Source organism: Amycolatopsis sulphurea (assembly GCF_002564045.1).
Classification (GTDB): Bacteria; Actinomycetota; Actinomycetes; order Mycobacteriales; family Pseudonocardiaceae; genus Amycolatopsis; species Amycolatopsis sulphurea.
Genome location: NZ_PDJK01000002.1, coordinates 1876296 through 1894358 on the forward strand (window position 1 = coordinate 1876296; position 18063 = coordinate 1894358).

16 protein-coding genes are annotated in these 18063 nt (G+C 69.1%); 10 read left to right on the forward strand and 6 right to left on the reverse strand.

Annotated elements, in window-relative coordinates; all coding sequences use genetic code 11:
• Positions 1-647: 647 nt before the first annotated feature.
• From ATK36_RS14755 to ATK36_RS14780, 6 genes are read left to right on the forward strand one after another with little or no spacing between them, the layout of a single operon-like run.
• Positions 648-1379: a GntR family transcriptional regulator gene (locus tag ATK36_RS14755; RefSeq protein WP_170069742.1), complete on the forward strand. Its 732-nt coding sequence runs from the start codon at positions 648-650 to the stop codon at positions 1377-1379.
• Positions 1380-1404: 25 nt separating this feature from the next.
• Positions 1405-2718, forward strand: a complete 1314-nt coding sequence (locus ATK36_RS14760) for an ABC transporter substrate-binding protein (protein ID WP_098511965.1) — start codon at positions 1405-1407, stop codon at positions 2716-2718.
• Positions 2718-3617, forward strand: a complete 900-nt coding sequence (locus ATK36_RS14765; RefSeq protein WP_098511967.1) for a carbohydrate ABC transporter permease — start codon at positions 2718-2720, stop codon at positions 3615-3617. Before ATK36_RS14760 ends, ATK36_RS14765 begins: the two co-directional genes overlap by 1 nt.
• Positions 3614-4453: a carbohydrate ABC transporter permease gene (locus ATK36_RS14770; RefSeq protein ID WP_098511968.1), complete on the forward strand. Its 840-nt coding sequence runs from the start codon at positions 3614-3616 to the stop codon at positions 4451-4453. The genes ATK36_RS14765 and ATK36_RS14770 overlap by 4 nt, the downstream gene beginning before the upstream one ends.
• Positions 4450-6063, forward strand: coding sequence for a putative N-acetylmannosamine-6-phosphate 2-epimerase (locus ATK36_RS14775; protein WP_098511970.1), 1614 nt, complete (start codon positions 4450-4452; stop codon positions 6061-6063). Before ATK36_RS14770 ends, ATK36_RS14775 begins: the two co-directional genes overlap by 4 nt.
• Entirely contained in the window at positions 6060-7877 is a 1818-nt protein-coding gene (locus ATK36_RS14780) for a hypothetical protein (RefSeq protein ID WP_098511971.1), read from the forward strand. Before ATK36_RS14775 ends, ATK36_RS14780 begins: the two co-directional genes overlap by 4 nt.
• 245 nt (positions 7878-8122) lie before the next feature.
• Here the strand turns inward: ATK36_RS14780 and ATK36_RS14785 are convergent, their stop codons facing one another.
• On the reverse strand, positions 8123-9574 hold the full coding sequence (locus ATK36_RS14785) for a hypothetical protein (protein WP_098511973.1): 1452 nt from the start codon (positions 9572-9574) through the stop codon (positions 8123-8125).
• Positions 9575-9866: 292 nt separating this feature from the next.
• Here ATK36_RS14785 and ATK36_RS14790 point away from each other — a divergent pair, with 292 nt between their 5' ends.
• Positions 9867-10091 carry a hypothetical protein gene (locus tag ATK36_RS14790; protein ID WP_098511974.1) on the forward strand — a complete coding sequence of 75 codons (225 nt, stop codon included), beginning with the start codon at positions 9867-9869 and terminating at the stop codon, positions 10089-10091.
• A 90-nt stretch (positions 10092-10181) separates the two neighbouring features.
• Here the strand turns inward: ATK36_RS14790 and ATK36_RS14795 are convergent, their stop codons facing one another.
• The 3 genes from ATK36_RS14795 to ATK36_RS14805 form a co-directional block, all read right to left on the reverse strand.
• Positions 10182-10415: a hypothetical protein gene (locus tag ATK36_RS14795; protein ID WP_098511975.1), complete on the reverse strand. Its 234-nt coding sequence runs from the start codon at positions 10413-10415 to the stop codon at positions 10182-10184.
• Between the two features lie 120 nt (positions 10416-10535).
• Entirely contained in the window at positions 10536-11255 is a 720-nt protein-coding gene (locus ATK36_RS14800; protein ID WP_098511976.1) for an ABC transporter permease, read from the reverse strand.
• Between the two features lie 40 nt (positions 11256-11295).
• Positions 11296-12180, reverse strand: a complete 885-nt coding sequence (locus ATK36_RS14805; protein ID WP_098511978.1) for an ABC transporter ATP-binding protein — start codon at positions 12178-12180, stop codon at positions 11296-11298.
• Positions 12181-12621: 441 nt separating this feature from the next.
• On the opposite strand from ATK36_RS14805, the gene ATK36_RS14810 reads away from it, so the two are divergent.
• Both ATK36_RS14810 and ATK36_RS14815 read left to right on the forward strand, forming a co-directional pair.
• The gene (locus ATK36_RS14810) at positions 12622-13041 is read left to right on the forward strand and encodes a MarR family winged helix-turn-helix transcriptional regulator (protein ID WP_245914743.1); all 420 of its coding nucleotides are present in this window, start codon (positions 12622-12624) and stop codon (positions 13039-13041) included.
• Positions 13042-13161: 120 nt separating this feature from the next.
• The gene (locus ATK36_RS14815) at positions 13162-13878 is read left to right on the forward strand and encodes a FadR/GntR family transcriptional regulator (RefSeq protein ID WP_245914745.1); all 717 of its coding nucleotides are present in this window, start codon (positions 13162-13164) and stop codon (positions 13876-13878) included.
• Here the strand turns inward: ATK36_RS14815 and ATK36_RS14820 are convergent.
• Entirely contained in the window at positions 13872-14870 is a 999-nt protein-coding gene (locus tag ATK36_RS14820; RefSeq protein WP_098511981.1) for a pyridoxamine 5'-phosphate oxidase family protein, read from the reverse strand. The two genes, ATK36_RS14815 and ATK36_RS14820, sit on opposite strands and share 7 nt — an antisense overlap.
• 269 nt (positions 14871-15139) lie before the next feature.
• On the opposite strand from ATK36_RS14820, the gene ATK36_RS14825 reads away from it, so the two are divergent.
• On the forward strand, positions 15140-16369 hold the full coding sequence (locus ATK36_RS14825; RefSeq protein ID WP_098511982.1) for a cytochrome P450: 1230 nt from the start codon (positions 15140-15142) through the stop codon (positions 16367-16369).
• A gap of 151 nt (positions 16370-16520) precedes the next feature.
• Here the strand turns inward: ATK36_RS14825 and ATK36_RS14830 are convergent, their stop codons facing one another.
• Positions 16521-17999 carry a class I adenylate-forming enzyme family protein gene (locus ATK36_RS14830; protein ID WP_098511984.1) on the reverse strand — a complete coding sequence of 493 codons (1479 nt, stop codon included), beginning with the start codon at positions 17997-17999 and terminating at the stop codon, positions 16521-16523.
• Positions 18000-18063: the final 64 nt, after the last annotated feature.

The window sequence follows — 18063 nt, forward strand, 5'->3', positions numbered from 1 at the left end:
GGCGCACACCACGAGGTGGTCGCGCATCTCGAACACCTCCGCTTCGTCCGCTGCCGGGCGTAATCGACGAAGAGGGCAGGCGCCGTCATGATGACGCGGCAGCCACCGCTCTCTGCTGATCACGGGTCCACGACCAACTTTGCCGGGACCCTGCCACGGAGGTCCGTGAAGGGCCCCTTCACGGACTCTGAGTCCGTCCGGGGCCCCTTCACGGACCCGAAACAGGTCCGGCACATACCACGAGGTGGCCGCGCACCCCGAACACAACCGCATCGCCACTACCGGACGAAACCGATGAAGAGGGGAGGCACCGCCGACGATGACGCGGCAGCCACCGCTCCCTGCTGATCACAGGCCCTCGACCAACTTTGCCGGGGCCCTGGCCGGTACCCCTGGCTTTCCATGCGCAGGCGTATGGGGCGTCAATGCCTCGTTCGAATGATTCACGAAGGCCGCCGCATCGGCGCACCCGGGTCGCGGACTGGACCACTACCGGCCCAATCCGGCCGGGAAACCTACAGGTGAACGGCCATCCGGGGGCATCATCGGAAGACCGATTGGTCCACCGGAAAACGCTGCGGGCCTTGGTCTCGTCGTGCCCATGGCGTGTGCTGGAACCGGGTCCCCGCGGCGGTGAGGAGGGTGCGATGACCGCTCCCGGAAAGATCGGCGAGATCCGCGCGCGGCTGCTCGATCTCGTCGACCTGCTGCCGGAGGGGGCCCCGCTGCCCCCGGAACGCGAACTGGCCGTGCGCTGGCAGGTGGCCCGGATGACGCTGCGCCGCGCGATGGACGATCTGGTGCTGCAGGATCTGCTGATTCGGCGGCACGGCAGCGGCACCTACACCTCGCGGCCGAAGGTCAGCCGCCGGCTCGCGATGACCTCGTTCTCCGAGGAGATGCGGCTGCGCGGCATGCGGCCGGGGACCCGGACCCTCGAACTGCGCCGCCGCCGCGGGGACCGCGCCCGGTGCCGTCTGCTGCGCATCCCGGCGGGCGAGGTCGTGGTCGAGTTCGTCCGGCTCCGGCTGGCCGACGACGCCCCGATGGCGCTGGAACGCACCTTCGTGCCGGACCGCTACGTGCCCGGGCTCGCCCCCGGCGACCTGAACGGCTCCTGGTACGAGCTGCTCGCCACCCGCTACCACACCGACATCGTCACCGGTACCTGCCGGATGGACCCGGTGCTGCCCGACCAGCGCACCGCCGAGCACCTGCGGATCCCGGTGAGCCAGCCGTGCCTGCGCATCCGCGGGATCAGCCTGGACGCCCGCGGCCGGGTGATGGAGAGCTGTGAGGCCACCTACCGCGGTGACCGCTACGCGATCACCGCCGATCTGCGGCGGCCGGACCTGCCGCACCCCCGTTTGCCCAGTTGAGCACACACCGGAGAGGGAGGGATTCATGGCCAGGCACGGAATCGGTGCCGGGCGGCGCATCCGGACGCCGGGGGCGGCCCTGCTCGCGGTCCTGCTCGCCGCCGCCACGCTGTCGGCCTGCGGCGGCTCCGGCGATTCGGGCGGCGCGGTGACGCTGACGTTCTGGACGCACACCCATCCGCCGATGATCAAGCTGAACCGGACGCTCATCGCCGAGTACCAGCGTCAGCACCCGAACGTCCGCATCGAGTACCAGCAGATCCCGAACGACGAGTTCGACACGAAGATGCTCACCGCGATGAGCAACGGCACCGGCCCGGACGTGCTGAATCTCGACGACACCACGCTGCGCGGCGAGTACCTGCCGAAACGGCTGCTCGCCCCGATCGACTACGGCGCTCTCGGCGCCGGTTCCGAGGATGCGCTCAAGAACCGTTATCTGCCAAGGACTCTCGACGGCGCGTCAGCAGACGGTCAGCTCTACGGCCTGCCGAGCGAGTTCAACGCGACCGCGTTCGCGGTCAACACCCAGCACTTCGCCGACGCCGGGCTCGACCCGAACCCTCCGCCGAAGACCTGGCAGGACGTCACCACGGATGCGAAGAAGCTCGCCGCCGCCGGGCACCAGCAGGCGTTCAGCTTCCTCTACCTGCATTCCGGCTGGTACACCCAGCAGTTGCAGACCCTGCTGAACCAGACCGGCGGGACGATCACCGATCCCGGCCACCAGAAGGCCACCGTCACCAGCCCGCAGGCACGGGCCGCGGTGAGCATCTGGGCCGGCCTGGCCACCGGCACCGAGCGCACCGCGGACCCGAACAAGACCTCCCGCGAGGCGACCGCGCCGTTCAACGATCTCGCCACCGGGCGTCAGTCGATGGCCATGGTCTACCCGTGGGCGATGGAACAGATCCGGGAAAGCAACCCGGACACCTTCGCCAAGCTCAAGCTCGTCCCGCTGCCGCAGCTGAATCCGGCCGCCCCGGTGAACCGCTGGTACGGCTACTACTGGGGCGTCAGCCGCGCGAGCGAACACCAGCAGCAGGCCTGGCAGTTCATCTCCTATCTGGCGAGCCAGTCGCAGCGCTGGCTTTCCGACGTGAAGTTCATCCAGCCGGTGAAGGGCTGGGACACCAGTCCGGCAGGCAAGGGCGTACCCGGGCTGGACGTGTGGTCCACGGCCTACCGGCAAGGGAAGTTCGACGAGGTCGCCCCGCATTTCGCGGAGATCAAGGACGCGGTGATGACCATGATCAACGACACCGTCTTCGACCGCGTCGCGATCCCGGACGCCGCGAACAAGGCCGCCGGAACGATCGACCGCAGCCTGGGGAACTGATGGCCCTGCTCTCGCTCCGTGTTCCGGATTCCCGGGCACCACAACGGAACAAGCCGAGGCGACGGCGGCGCAACGCGATCGGCGCGCTGTTCGCGGTGCCCGCACTGGTCCTGTTCGTGGTCTTCGCGATCTACCCGATGCTGCGGGTGTTCTACCTGTCGCTGTTCGACTACAGCCTGACCTCACCACCGGAGTTCGTCGGCTTCGACAATTTCCACTATCTGGCAACGGATCCACAGTTCGGCGCAGCGCTGTGGCAGACCGTGGTGTACGCGGTGGGCACCTATGTCCCGGCTCTCACGCTGGCACTCGTGCTGGCGCACGCGCTCAACACCCGTGCCCGCGGCAGCGGTCTCCTGCGACTGCTGTACTTCCTGCCGGTGGCGATCAGCTGGGTCGCGGTATCGGTGATCTGGCGGGTCGTGCTCAACCCGGACGGCCTGCTGAACCAGGCACTCGGTCTGCACCTGAACTGGCTCACCAGCTCCGACAGTGCGATGTGGGGGCTGGTCGTGATGGGCGTGTGGAAGGAGACCGGGTTCTTCCTGATCCTGTTCCTCGCCGGACTGCAATCGATTCCGGGCGAACTCTACGAAGCGTCCAGATTGGACGGTGCGGGGGCGTTCGGGCGCTTCCGGTACATCACCTGGCCGATGCTGCTGCCGGTGACCTCGGTGTGCTCGGTGATGGCGGTGATCCGTGGGTTCCAGTCGTTCAGCCCGCAGCTGGTGCTGACCAACGGCGGATTCGGCACCCAGGTGGTCAACCTGTTCGTGTACAAGACCGCGTTCGAGAACGCGCGGATGGGCCGCGCGTCCGCGGTCGCGGTACTGATGTTCCTGCTGTTGTTCGGGTTGACCCTGTTACAGCTCAAGGTCTTCGCGAGGAGGGATCGATGAGCGGGCCGCGCACCGCGAGGCTCGGCCGTGGCACCACGCTGGTCGCCGCCGGGCTCGGCGGGCTGGTGTTCGTGGCGGTGCTGGCGTACGCGATCCTCACCGCCCTCAAACCCGCCTCCGAGGTGCTGTCGGTTCCACTGCGCTGGCTCCCCAGCACGTTCGCATGGTCCAACCTCACGTTGCCGTTCACCGAAACGCCGTTCGCGCAGTACTTCCTGAACAGCACCGTGGTCGGGGTCAGTGTCACATTGCTGAACGTGGTGACCTGCACCGCTGCCGGGTTCAGCTTCGCGAAGTTCCGGTACCGCGGACGCGACGCCGCGTTCATGATCGTACTGGCCACGCTGATGATCCCGGTCGAGATCATCTACGTGCCGCTCTACAGTCTGGTCTACTCGCTGGGCTGGGTGAACAGCTTCGCCGGGCTGATCGTCCCGGCGGGCACCAGCGCGTTCGGGATTTTCCTGATGCGCCAGGCGATCGGCAACGTGCCGGACGAGCTGATCGAAGCGGCGCGACTGGACGGTGCGGGCGATCTGCGCACGCTGGTGTCCATTGTGGTCCCTGTGGTGAAAGGACCGATGGCCGCGCTGGCGTTGTTCATCTTCATGCTCAACTGGGACTCGCACCTGTGGCCGCTGCTGATCGCTTCCGACGACGAACACCGCACGCTCCCCGTCGGACTGGCCGCGATGCAGGCGGACAACCTCGGTAGCGCCGCAGTGCCGATGATGCTCGTCGCCGCCCTGCTTGCAGCTCTGCCGACAGTGCTTCTCTTCGTTGCTCTACAACGGAAATTCGTGGAAGGCGTGACGATGTCGGCTGGTATCCGATGACCGGCGCCTGGGTCGCTGTGGACAGCGGCCAGACCGGACTACGCCTCGTTTCCGGGCAGCTTTCCGGAAACGGCCCCGGATTCGCTTACCGCCAGGGCGATCCGGTCGCCACGATCACCGAGGCCGTGCGAATCGCCGCTCTGGACGCCGGTTTGTCCGACCCGGTCGACGTTGCCTGCCTCGGCCTGACCTGTTACCCGGACGACCCCGCAGACCGCACCCGGCTGGGCGCAGCGATAATCGAAACCTTACAGGCCAAGGAAGTTCGCCTCTGTGAGGACATGGTGACCGCACACGCCGGCGCACTGCGCCACGGCGACGGCGTGGTGCTGGCCGCCGGAACCGGTGTCGTCTGCCTCGCCGTCGGCGATGACGTATACCGGAAGATCGGCGGCGAAGGACACCTCCTCGGCGACGCGGGGGGCGGATTCGCGATCGGCCGCGCCGGACTCAGCGCCGTACTCGCGGCCGCGGACGGTCGCGGCCCGGCGACCGCCCTCACTGCCGTCGCCGAGCAGCATTTCGGATCCGTTTCCCGCATGGCACAGCGAATCCACCGGACGACGGCACCAGTCGCCACCATTGCCGCCTTCGCCCCCGAAGTCTTCGCAGCAGCCGAACGCAAGGATCCGGTCGCCGGTGAGATCGTGGCCAACGCGGCAGCGGACCTCGCGTGCACCATCGCCGCCGCCGTGCGCGTACTCGACCGCTCCGTCCCGGTCGCCTGCACCGGCCGGGTCTTCCAAACCGGCGAGCTGATGATGGCCCCGCTCCGGAAGCGGCTGGCCCGTCTCGCCCCCGCCGCCCGTCTCGTCCCGCCGGACGGCGATCCGCTCGCCGGGGCCATCCGGCTCGCCACCGGCGAACCCGGCCGGTACGCCCGGCTGATGTCCGTACACCATGCCGTGAAATCGGTTCCGGTCGCCAAGGAGACCACAGTGGACAGTCGACTGCCCTTTCCGCCCGGTGCGCTGCTGGTGTCCTGTCAAGCACAGCCAGGCAATCCCCTGCACGGCCCGCTGCCGATGGCGCGGATGGCCGCCGCGGCCGCGGCCGGCGGCGCGCGGGCGATCCGCGCGAACGGCCCGGCCGACATCGCCGCTATCTGCTCCGAAGTGGACTTACCGGTTCTCGGAATCAACAAAATCGCTTGCCCCGATGGGGTTTTCATCACCCCCACCTTCGCGGACGCCGCCGCGGTGGTCCGCGCGGGCGCGTCGATGGTGGCGATCGACGGCACCGCGCGGCCACGTCCCGGCGGCGAGTCACTCGGCGAACAGATCCGGCGGATCCACGAGGAACTCGACGTCCCCGTGCTGGCCGACGTCGACAACCTCGCCTCGGGAGCCGCCGCACGGGCCGCGGGCGCGGACGTGATCGCCACGACCTTGTCCGGCTACACCGGCGGCCCGGTCCCCGACGGACCGGACATCGACCTGGTCTCCGCACTGGTCGCCCGGCTGGACTGCCCAGTGGTGGCCGAGGGCCGGTACCGCAGCGCACAAGACGTGCGGGCAGCCGTCGACGCCGGCGCGTACGCGGTCGTCGTCGGCACGGCCATCACGAACCCGATGGCCATCACCACCCAGCTGGCCAAGGCAATGTCGTGACCATGCGAATCGGTCACGGGCAAGTCTGTCTCCAGGTTCCGCTCGGCACCCGGCTCGGTGGCTACGCCGCGCGAACCGGGGTGAGCGCCGGCACCCTGGACCAGCTGGAAGTACACGCGGTGACGATCAGTGCGGGCAGCTCCCGGTTCGCCTGGGTCGTCGCCGATCTGCCCGCCGTGAACACCGATCTCGCCGAGCCACTGGCCGGCCGGTTGGCCGGAAGCCTGCGGACCCGCCCGGAACTGATCTGGCTGTCCGCCACGCACACCCACTCCGGACCGGAAACCGGCTGCCGTCCCGGTGGCGGCCGAACCCCGCCGGAGTGGCACGAGCAGGTGCTCACGGCCGGTGACCTCGCCGCATGCACTGCGCTCGCCACCGAGGCCCCCGCCGAGCTGACCGTCCACACTGGACTGCTCAACGACGTCGGCGGCCGGCGCAGCGGACCTCTCCTCCAGCAGAACGTGCCGGTGACCGTGCTGGCCGCACGTGCACACGGCCGGATTTGCGGAGTCGTCGTCGTCCTGCCGGTGCACCCGACCGTACTCGGCGCGGACAACCTGCTGGTCAGCGCCGATCTCAGCGGCACGGTACGCCGAGCGGTGGCCGCCCGTCTGGGCTGCTGGGCCATGGTCGCGACCGGCGCCGCCGGCGACATCAGCACCCGCCCGCACCGCCGGAACCAGCAACCGGACGAACTGGCCCGGCTCGCCGCCCTGGCCGCCGACCAGCTCGTCGCACTCACCACACCGCCCGGCCGGGCGATCGCCCTGGACCCTGTTCCGCGCGGGCCTGCCGAGCCGCGCCGGTCACCGGAGGCAACGAATTTCGCGCCGAAGTGGTCTGCACCAATTGACCATGGCGGGCACTTTGCCGACCCGCACCGGCAGTCGAGTATGCCGGCCTCCGGACGCTGTGGGTCCGCTCGGCCGTCGAGCACCGCGGTTCCCGAGCCGACCGGCCCGCCGCCGACCAACCCGAACCCCAACCACCCCACCGACACCCACCAGCCGCCAAGCACCACGGTCCCCGAACCGACCGGCCCACCGCCAACCAACCCGAACCCCAACCACCCCACCGACACCCACCAGCCGCCAAGCGCCGCCGAGCCTCACGCCCCTCACCACACCATGCCCCCGGGACAGCCTGACGCCCCACGCCGATCACCGACCCCCAACCCCGGCCAACCCCCGAACGCCGCCAGGCCAACGCAACCCCGCCATCCCCCACCAGCCAGGACTACTGGGCAGCCCCATCAGCCATCGACCGCGACCCCCGGCCAACCCGACGCCCCCCACCATCCACCGATCACCGGCGCCCGAACCTGGTCCCTCGGCCTGCCCGGGCGCCGCGCCGAACCGACACCCGACACCACTGCACTCCGACAGCAGCTCGCCGAAGCACGCCGCACCGGAAACGCAGTCGCCATCCGGACCGCGGAGACCGCGTTGCAAGGCGCCGAACTCGCCGCCTCCGCCCGGATCCGGGATCCGCGCCTGGCGATCAGCACGGTCCGGCTCGGCGATCTGTCGCTGGTCGGCTTCGGCGGCGAGCCCTACCTGGCACTCGAAACCACGCTGGCGGCCGAAATCCCCGGGCCGCTCGTGCTGATCGGCTACACCGGCGGTTACCTCGGCTACCTGCCCACCGCCGCCGCGTACCGCACCGGTGGCTACGAGGTGCACATCTCGCCGGTCGCCGAGGGCGCCGCCGAACTCGCCGTGCGCGAGGCCGTCCGCCTGCTCGGGGTCAGCCCCGCAGGGTGTCGGCAAAGTCGGCGTGAGGGGCCCTGCGCAGACGGCGAAGGTCCGTGAAGGTCCGTGAAGGTCTGTGAAGGTCCGTGAAGGTCTGTGAAGGTCTGTGAAGGTCTGTGAAGGGTCCCTTCACAGACCCGAGACAGGTCCGGCGCACAGCGCGAGGTGGTCGCGCCTCGAACACCACCGCTTCGCCCGCTGCCGGGCGCAATCGATCGAGAGGGCAGGCGCCGTCGATGATGACGCGGCAGCCACGGCTCTCTGCTGATCACGGGTCCTCGACCAACTCTGCCGGGACCCTCGGGTCAGCCCGGCAGGTGGGCGGCGAGCAGGCTCCGGGCCTCGGCATCCCAATTCTGCTCAAGAAGACCGATGTGCCGGGTCAGCGAACGCACCGCCGGATTGCGGGACCGGCGGATCCGCGCCGCGACCGCGGGCAGCGCGCCAAGCCGTTCGTGAACGGCCCGCAGATCGGCGAACCCGACCAGCCCCCGTTGCAGCCGCTCTCGCAGGACCCGTGGATCGGCCTGCACCGCCAAGGTGAACAGCGACTTGTCCCGCCCGTAGCAGAAGTCATGCAGGAACAGCAGATCCGCGACCTCCTGCCCGGTCGCGCCCGGGCCGAACGCCGCCTGCCCCAGCCGCGCGCGGAACTGGTCCTCGGTGAGGTCCGGATGCTCCGCGTACTCCCGCAGCGCGACCCGGTTGACCAGAACCACCGGATCCCGGTACGGGTTCTCGTCCAGCCCGAGGAAATCGAAGCCGAACGGCCGCAGCTGCTGCCCGATGAGGTTGGTTTCCCCCATCTCGGCATGCTGCGCACGGTAGGTGAAGAACTCCTGCGAAGGAAAATACGAAGCGAACCCGTGGTCACGCACCCACCGGACACTCGCCGCCACCTTCGCCGGTGGCTGGCTGATCATATCGAGCGAGAAATAGTACGCGCGCGAAACCTTCTTCGCGAATTCGAGATTCACCGTCCACGGACTGAAGATCACCGACCAACGCTGGTCGTAGGGCAGCTCCGCACCGTTCGAGCCACCGACGAAGTAGTTGGGGTGCACCAGAATTTCCGCACCGGGATGATGCGCCCACACCTGGCCGGACAGCTCCCGGACGAATTCGTACTCGACCTCGTAATAGTGCCGTGGACCGTCGCAGTCACCACCGGTACAGATATCGATGTCCGAGGATTCGATGAGCAGCCCGTCGGCATTCGGGTAGAAGTCGAAGTACAGCTCGCGCGCGTATTCGAGCATGAACTGCCGCGCGGCCGGCTTCGTCGGATCGAGGTTGTAGCCCCAGGAATGAATACCCTGCATCCGCGCCAGATTGCCGTTCGCCTGCTGCGCCTTGAGATCCGGCCGCTCGTAGGCGTACTGATTGGTGCCGTCGTAGGTGTAGGGCGTGAACCCCAGCAGCACCCGGATGCCCACCGCGTGCGCGTAGTCGATCAGCTGCCCCGCGAAGTTCTCCCGCACGTTGCGGTGCTCGCGGTTGTACTGCCAGGTGACCGGATACCTGCGCGACCGGAACGCTCCCCCGAGCCACAGCACCACCCGGTCCACCCCGTCCGCCCGGAAGCTGTCCATAATGGACTTCCAGGTGGTCAGCCCCGCGGTCGGGATCCGGCAGAAGGTCAGATAGCACCCCCGCCCGACCACCGGCGAGCCTGCCGCGGCGGCGGCCGCTACCGGCAACACCGCCCCGGCCAGCGCCGCAGTACCGATCCGGAGCGCGTCACGTCGACTGACCATCGAGACCCCCGCACTGTCCGGCGATAGTCCTTCGACGTTAGGCCGGGTCACACCCCGGGAGAAACGCCCCACACCGGACGGAGTAGACCACTGGCACGGAGTTCACTCCGGGCGGTCAGTGGTCGAACCCCGCGCAAACGGGTGAGGGAACGACACGAGCGCCGATCGCATCCGCACGGGCAGGATCGGCCAGCCGGAACACCCCGATCGGCGGTCCTCCGAAGCGGTGGAAATCTCCGGGACACCCGGCGGAGTCCCTAATCTGTAGTCCCAGCACCCCGGGAGAAGTCTCATGCGGGAGATCCTCGCCGCCGTCGGCCTGTTCGCCATCGCGTTCGGTGCCGTTACGGCCATCGTCGGCCAGGCGAGTGCGCCTCCGGTCCGCCGGGCCGGCGCCCCGGAGCCGGCCGCGGTCCGGTCCGTGACTTCCGAGGCCGCGTTTCTGATCGAACAGTTCGGCCGGGTCAGCAGGCTGCCCGTCGGCACACTGGCGCATCTGGTGCGCGAGCTGGACTGACCCGGCAGGCACCACAGTGGACAGTCCGATCCGGACAGTGTGCTGCCCGCCGGCCCGGCCGGCGGGCAGCACACCGCGGTGAGTCCGGGCTCAGGAAGTCCGGATGAGCTGATATGCCACGCGTCCGCCCTCGTTGATCTGGGCACAGTAGAAACCGTGGAGCGCGCCCTGCTGGGCGAGCTTGTTCCCATCGGTAAGGCAGCTCCCGTACGTCGGGTAGATCTTTCCCGTCGGCGGAGTGGCGTTTGCCGTTGCGCCCGTGGAGAAAACCAGCGCGGCGCCGGCGATCAGGCCGGCCGCGCCGACCTTGCGCAGAATGGTCATCGGTCACGCTCCTTTGGATCTCCCGGGCGGGCTGCCCGGTATCGGCAGACTTCCAGTGCGCGGCGGTCGGGATCAACCTTCGTTACCCGAAGAACCGCGGGCGACTGCCCGAAAGCTCGCTCAGCGGCGCGGTTCCCAGCGGAACATCCGGGACGCCAGGCTGATCGAGACGAAGATCCAGGCGAACAGCGGGCCGAGCGCCGGCAGCACGTGGCTCCAGCTGGCCGTGCCTTCCCAGGCACCGACCACCAGCTCGGAGGCCGCCCCGCCGGGCAGCAGCCGCTTGAGCACCTGCAGCTCCTCGGTACCCGTGATACCCACCCAGACCGCCACGCTGATCGTGATCATGGTCAACGGCAGCGTGGTGACCTGCGCGTGTTCCGGGGAGTTCGTGACCCCGGCGGTGGCCAGCCCGAGGCCGAGCATCATGAGCACGGTCAGCAGCACGGCGACGATCAGCATCGGCACGTTGGCCGGCTTGCCGACGACGGTGCCGAGCACGGTCAGGATCACCGCGACCTGGACCACCGCGATGGCGGCCAGCGGGAGCACCAGCCCGGCGATGATGCCGCGGTCGCTGACCGCGGTGGAGCGCAGCCGCTTGAGGAAGAGGTTCTGCCGGCGCGAGGCGAGCGTGGTCACCACGCTGGTGTAGAAGCCGATCCCCGTCACCACGAACAGCATCATGGTCGCGATGAAGCCGATGCCGCCGACCTTTTCGAAGACACCGTGCTGGTAGATCAGGTAAGCGCTGAACCCGATCGGCAGGATGATGCTGGTCAGCAGCACCAGGCGGTTGCGGAAGATCTGGATCAGCTCACCGCGGGCAATTGCAAGCATGGGAATGAATCCTGTTCTGGGAAGTACCGGGAGAGGGTGCTCAGTCGTTGCCGATGGAGCGGAAGACGTCGTCCAGGCGGGTCGGCCCGGCCTGCAGATCGCCGAGTTCCACCGCCTGGTCCTGCGCCCAGCGCAGCAGCGTGTGCAAGTCCTTCTGCAGGCTGAAGGTCTCGACCAGGAACTTGCCGTCCGGCTCGCGGGTGGCCGGCAGCGGCAGCGCGGGCGCGCGGGTGGGCAGGTGGAAGCTGATGGTCGAGGGCAGCGTCTGGGTCAACTCGGAAACCGTGCCCTCGCGGTGGAAGGTGCCCTTGTGCATCAGCCCGATGCGGTCCGCGCGCTGCTGGGCCTCCTCGAGGTAGTGCGTGGTGAGCACGATCGTGGAGCCCTCCTCCCGCAGCCGGTCCACCGCGTCCCAGAGGTGGTCGCGGGACTGGATGTCCAGGCCGGTGGTGGGCTCGTCGAGGAAGATCAGCTCGGGCGTGCCGTATACCGCGGTGGCGAAGTCCAGCCGCCGCTTCTCCCCGCCGGAGAGCTGGGAGACCTTGGTGGTCGCCTTGGCGGTGAGGTCGACGATGCCCAGCACCCGCTCGACCTTGTCGGTGCGCTGGGTCAGCTTGCCGATCAGCTGGACCGACTCCCGCACCGTCAGGTCCGGGGAGAATCCGCTCTCCTGCAACATGATGCCCATCCGCGGCCGGACCTTGGCCCGGTCGCGCGGGCTCTCCCCGAATACGCGGACGGTGCCCGAGGTGGCCTCCCGGTGGCCTTCGATGGTCTCCAGGGTGGAGGTCTTGCCCGCGCCGTTGGTGCCGAGCAGGGCGTAGAACTCGCCGCGTTCCACTTGGAAGGACAGGTCCTTCACCGCGTGGAAGTCGCCGTAGGTGAGGTTCAGACGTTCGACGTCGATGACTGGTGTCGGGGACATGCGAAGATCTCAGCGATTTTCGCGCCAGCCCGCCAGTGTAACGGCGTCATTGCTTCGTAGTGACATTCCTTCGGGTGAAGATATGACGCAGTGTCACTGTTGCCGGCCGCCCGCTCCCCGGACACTGAGCCCAAGACTGTCCAGTGTGCAGGTTGGAGGGCCCTTGAACGCCAGACCGTCACGAGTCTTCCCGACCCACCGTACCGGCCGGTTTCTGCTTGGTACGCCTGGTTTTTCGATGATCCGGGCGACATGTTCCCGGCACTTGAGCGACCCCCGGCCCGCGACCAGGGTGCGACTGGCCGATGTGGACGGCCACGGCCGTCCGGCCGCCGCGCGCGTCTACTTTGCCCCCGCTCATGCCGATTGTCCGGTACCCCGGCAATGACCGATGATCGGTTCGATTTTCCGATAATGGGAACTTCCAGCTATCCTGCCGCCATGCCGGACGACCGGATGCACCGTGAACTGATGGATTACCTGCTCAGCCTGCATGATCGCTACCGGGCGGAGCTCAAGGTCCTGCTGCCGGAGATCGAGTTGACCGAGCCGCAGGCCGCCGCGCTGTGGCGGATGAACGACGAACCGGAAACGACCGCGCGCGGCATCGCCGCCCGGCTGCGCTGCGACGCGTCCACCGCCACCTCGATGATCGACCGGCTGGAGCAGCACGGGCTGGTCCGCCGGGTCCCGCATCACACCGATCGCCGTGCCAAGATCATCCAGCTCACCGCCCGCGGGCGCAAGGTCCGCCAGCAGCTGATCCGGCATGCCACCGAGCATTCCCCCTTCCGCCACCTCGGCCCGGCGAGCACCCGGCGGCTGCACGAACTCCTCCGCCAGGCGACGAGTGAGCGCTGATCGTGCAGGGCTGTGAAGGGGCCCTTCACGGACTCTGAGTCCGTGAAGGGCCCCTTCACAGCCTTTCGCTGAGCTCGGTGGATCCTGACGGCACGGCACGGATTGGGGAGGATGGCCCCTGTGGGGACCGGGAACGAACAGGTGTGGAGCGCCACTGTGGACCACCTGCGTGCGCTCATCGACAGCGGCGAGCTGCCGGCCGGCTCCCGGCTGCCCGCGGAACGCAAGCTGTGCGAGCAACTCGACGTGAGCCGCGGTTCGCTGCGCCAGGCGTTGCGGGTGCTGGCTTCGATCGGCTACGTCGCCATCCGGCCCGGCTCGGGGACCTACGTGCGCGAGCAGCTGGCCGGCGAGGTGCCGCTGCGCAGCTGGTTCCGTGAGCACGACCAGCTGGTGGACCGGCTGTTCGAGCTGCGCCGGACGGTCGAACCGACGCTCGCCGAACGGCTGGCCGATCGCCACACCGAGGCGGTACTGGCCACCCTGACCGCGAACGTCGCGGAAATGGCCGCCGCCGCCGAGGCCGGCGACATGCTCCGGGTGATCGCCACCGACGCGGAATTCCACCGCGTGATAGCGGAAAACGCGGGCAACGACGACGTGGCCGCGCTGCTGCGTTCGGTGCTGTCGCTGGTCGGAGAGGAACGCCGGGCCGCGTTGCGGCTGCCCGGCCAGATCGCCAAGGCGGTCGAAGAGCACGGCGGCATCCTCGACGCGGTCCGCCGCTGCGACGGCGCGCAGGCACGAGAACTCACGTTGCGCCACTTGCAGGAGGCGCAGGAGCTGGTGCACCACTACACCGGCGCCGAACCGTCCACTTCGGACGAAACTCAGTAAAGGTTGCTCCGGTAGTCCTCTTCGAGCCCGGCCTGCATCGCCGCGTCGCCATCCGGGTCCGGGGTCGCCTCGCCCCGCCCGATGTGATCACGCCAGATCGTGGCGGGCTTGGGCAGTTCCGCAGGATCGACATGGCCTTCCGGCTGCCACAGCCGGGATTCGCGCAGCGCCGGAGCGGGAGCGAGCCGGGCGTGCGAGACCTCGACGAGCAGGACCACCTTCGGGGTGCTCCGACGCTCGGCCATCGACTCCCGAAGCGCGGGCTCGGTACTGATCTTCGCGGTACCGCGGAGTTCTACCGCGCGCTCGTCCCCCGGCGCGAGCGCGACCAAGGCGATCTCGGGATCCTCCAGGAGATTGTGGAAGGTGTCGGTACGCCGGTTGCCGGGGCGGTCGGCGATCGCCACGGTGGTCGGGCCGAGCAGCCGGACGACTCCGGGCGGATCCCCCTTGGGACTCGCGTCGGCCAGCCCCGCGCCGTCCCTGGAGGCGACCACCGCGAACGACGCGGTTTCCAGGAAGGCCGCCACGGCCGGGCCGATTTCTGGGCCTTCTTCGATGTCCATCGGCTGATCCGCGCCATCCGACGTCGCGGATCCCCACAGGCCGGAACGGAGCACTGCCTTGCCACAGTGCAGAAAGGCCTCCTCGACAACGAGCCCGCCCCGGTCCACCGTACCGTTGATCCGCAAGGTCTCACGCCATCCGGGAACCAACATGAGCATCGAGGCGCCGGTTCCGGGAACGGCATCCGCAGGCACCGGCAACCGCAACCGAGAGGGCGTCTCCGGGACGGCGAACCCCGCCGCCCCGCCAACCATCCCGGCCCGCAGCCGCCCACCTTCGCCGAAGTACCCGAACGCCGCCACCGGGGAGTGCGCGAGCAGCACCACACAGTGCGGATCGAGCCGATCGATGGACTTCAGCATCATCGGCGCCGACCGGCCGCCGACGACCCGTTCCAGCTCCTCCACCGCACAGATCGCTGTCATGATTTTAGGCTAGCCTAATAGAGTCCATCTGTGGCGATACAGCCTGCGGACCTCGATGGACCGCCGGGTCGCGGGCGACCCAAAACCGCAGATCATCACGCTGGTGGTGATCTACGGCGCACGGGCCCGCCGGCCGGTGAGCTACCCCCGCTGGCCGGCCAGACCCCCGCCCACGCGGACAGCTGAGACCGGCCGCCAAACCGGTGTCAGCCCGGTGTCAGACCGACCGGCGATCGTGGTGACCACACCCACCGCGATGAGGAGTCCCGATGACGAGCACGGTTTCGATCCCGGACGGGCTGCCGACCGAACGCGACGCGGGCCCGTTCGATCCGCCGCGGGCGATCACCCGGCTGCGCGAGGCCCGCCCGGTCAGCCCGATGCACTTCCCCGACGGGCACGAGGGCTGGCTCGTCACCGGCTACGACGAGGTCCGCGCGCTGCTCGCGGACACCCGGTTCAGCTCCCGGCAGGACCTCGGCATCCTGCACATGCCGTTCGAGACCCCGGGCATGCCGGTGCAGACCGAACCCTCGCCGCCGACGCCCGGGGTGTTCCTCAGTATGGACCCGCCGGAGCACACCCGGATGCGGCGCAAGCTGACCGGCGCGTTCACCGTCAAGCGGATGAAGCAGCTCGAAGCACAGATCGAGGCCATCGCCGACCGGCAGCTGGACCACCTCGCGCAGCTCACCCCGCCGGTGGACCTGGTCGCGGAGTTCGCGTTGCCGGTGCCGTCGCTGGTGATCTGCGAACTGCTCGGCGTGCCCTACGCCGATCGCGAGACCTTCCAGGCCAACTCGGCGAAGATCCTGGAACGGGACGTGACGCTCGAAGACAAGATGAGCGCCTACGGCACGATCACCGGTTACCTCGCCGAACTCGTCACCGGCAAGCGCGCCGAACCGGGCGACGACATCCTGTCCGACCTGGCCCGTCACGAGGATCTCACCGTCGAGGAGCTGGTCGGCGCCGCCTTCCTGCTGCTGCTCGCCGGGCACGAGACCACCGCCAACATGCTGTCGCTGGGCACTTTCGCGCTACTGGAGCACCCCGCCCAGCTGGCCGAGCTGCGCGCCGGCCCGGAGCTGCTGCCCAACGCCGTGGAAGAGCTGATGCGCTACCTGTCCGTGGTGGACATCAACTACCGCTACGCCGTCGAAGACCTCGAACTCGGCGGCGAAACGATCCCCGCGGGCTCGACCGTGGTCATCTCGACGCTGGCCGCCAATCGCGACCCCCGCCGGTTCACCGATCCGGACACCCTGGACCTGCACCGCAACGCCCGCGGCCAGCTGGCCTTCGGGCACGGCATCCACCAGTGCCTCGGCCAGCAGCTGGCCCGGATCGAGATCCGGGCCGGCTTCGCCGGGCTGCTGCGCCGATTCCCGACGCTGCAGCTGGCCGTCCCCGCCGACGAGGTGCGCCTGCGCACCGACATGAACATCTACGGCGTGCACGCATTGCCGGTGACCTGGACCGAACCGGCAGTGCCGTGAAGGGGCCCTTCACAGACTCAGAGTCCGTGAAGGGTCCCTTCACAGACCTCCGCGGTCTGCGCAGGGCCCGTCACACCGACTTTGCCGGGCCCCTGGACGCTGAGTCCGTGAAGGGTCCCTTCACGGACTCTTCGCCCGACTTTGCCCGCGCTCAGACGAACTGGTCGCCTTGGGCCCGCAGCTGCCGGCGCAGGATCTTGCCGTTTCCGTTGCGGGGCAAGGAATCCAGCCACACCACGTCGTCAGGCACCTTGTAGAAGGACAGCCGGTCGCGGGTGAGGTCCAGCAGTTCGCTGGTCAGCGCGTCGAGATCCGAGCCCTCGCCCGGCGCGGCCACCAGGTAGGCCCGCAGGCTGGTGAAGCCTTCCGGACGGCGGACGGCGCTGACCGCCCCTTCGAGCACCCGCGGGTGGCTCTCCAGCAGCCGCTCCACCTCGGCGGGCACCACGTTCTGGCCGCCGATCACCTCGACGTCGTCGAGCCTGCCGTGGACGTGCAGGATCGCGTTCTCGTCGATGGTCGCCAGGTCGCCGGTCGCCCACCAGACGTCGTACACCTGGTCCGGGCCGAGACTGCCCCGGGCGACGCCCCGGGTGCCCATCCGCACGCGGACGTGCAGCTGGCCGCTCTCCCCCGCGGGCAGCTCGTTGCCCTCCTCGTCGAGAATCCGCATCGGCTGCCCGCCCAACGATGGACCGACCGCCGAGGGCGAGGGGTGATAATCCGCGGGCCTGCCGACGGCGATCCCGCCGATCTCGGTCGAGCCGTAGCCGTTGATCAGCCGTTCTCCCAGCAGCGGGACCAGCTGCTCGCGGATCCGCGCGGACATCGCCTCGCCGACGCACGTCGCCGAGCGAAGCGCGTCCAGCACCTCCTCGTGGCCCGGCTCCAGCAGCAGCCGGGCCAGGAAACTCGGTGGGGAGAAGAGCGCGGTGACCCGATGGCGGCGCATCAGCTCGACCGCGATCGCCGGGGTCGGACGCGGCCGGGACAGCACCGTGGCCTGCCCGTCGATCAGCGAGGCGAACAGCCCGGAACCGAGCCCGCCGCGGAAGCACATCCGCGACGCCGAGAACCCGACCGCCCCCGCGCCGGGGAGACCGTAGATCTCCATGCGCACGCCGAGGTCGCGGTGCAGGAAGAAGCACAGCTTCGGGTTTCCGGTCGTCCCGGAGGTGAACATGCCCAGCGCGGGTGCCTCGTCCCCGGGCGCGAACCCGGGGTCGGGCTCCGCGCCGGTCAGCGTCCCGGCCCCGCAAGTGCGGACCACCCCGGCCGCGTCGAGCCAGCCGGCCGTCTCCGGATCGGTCACCGCCAGCGCAGGTTCCGCGGTCGCCACGTCGCGTTCCAGATCCGCCCGGCTCATGTGCACGTTGACCGGAATCGCGACCAGCCCCGCCTGCCACGCGCCGAGCATGCACCAGACCATCTCGATGCTGTCCGGCAGAGCGAGCAGCACCCGGTCCGCTGGCCGCAACCCGGCCGCCCGGTACCCGCCGGCCGCCCGCGCCGCCCCCGCGTACACCTGGGCGAACGTCCATTCCTGCTCGTCGGCGATGAAGGCGATGTTGTCGTCCCAGCCGTCTGTGCGCGCGTATTCGGCCAACCGCTCAGTGACGTTGTCAGGCATGCCTCAATACGTACCGATGGTTGATCAACTACGGCAAGGCGGACGGCGATCCTGGCCTCCCCGG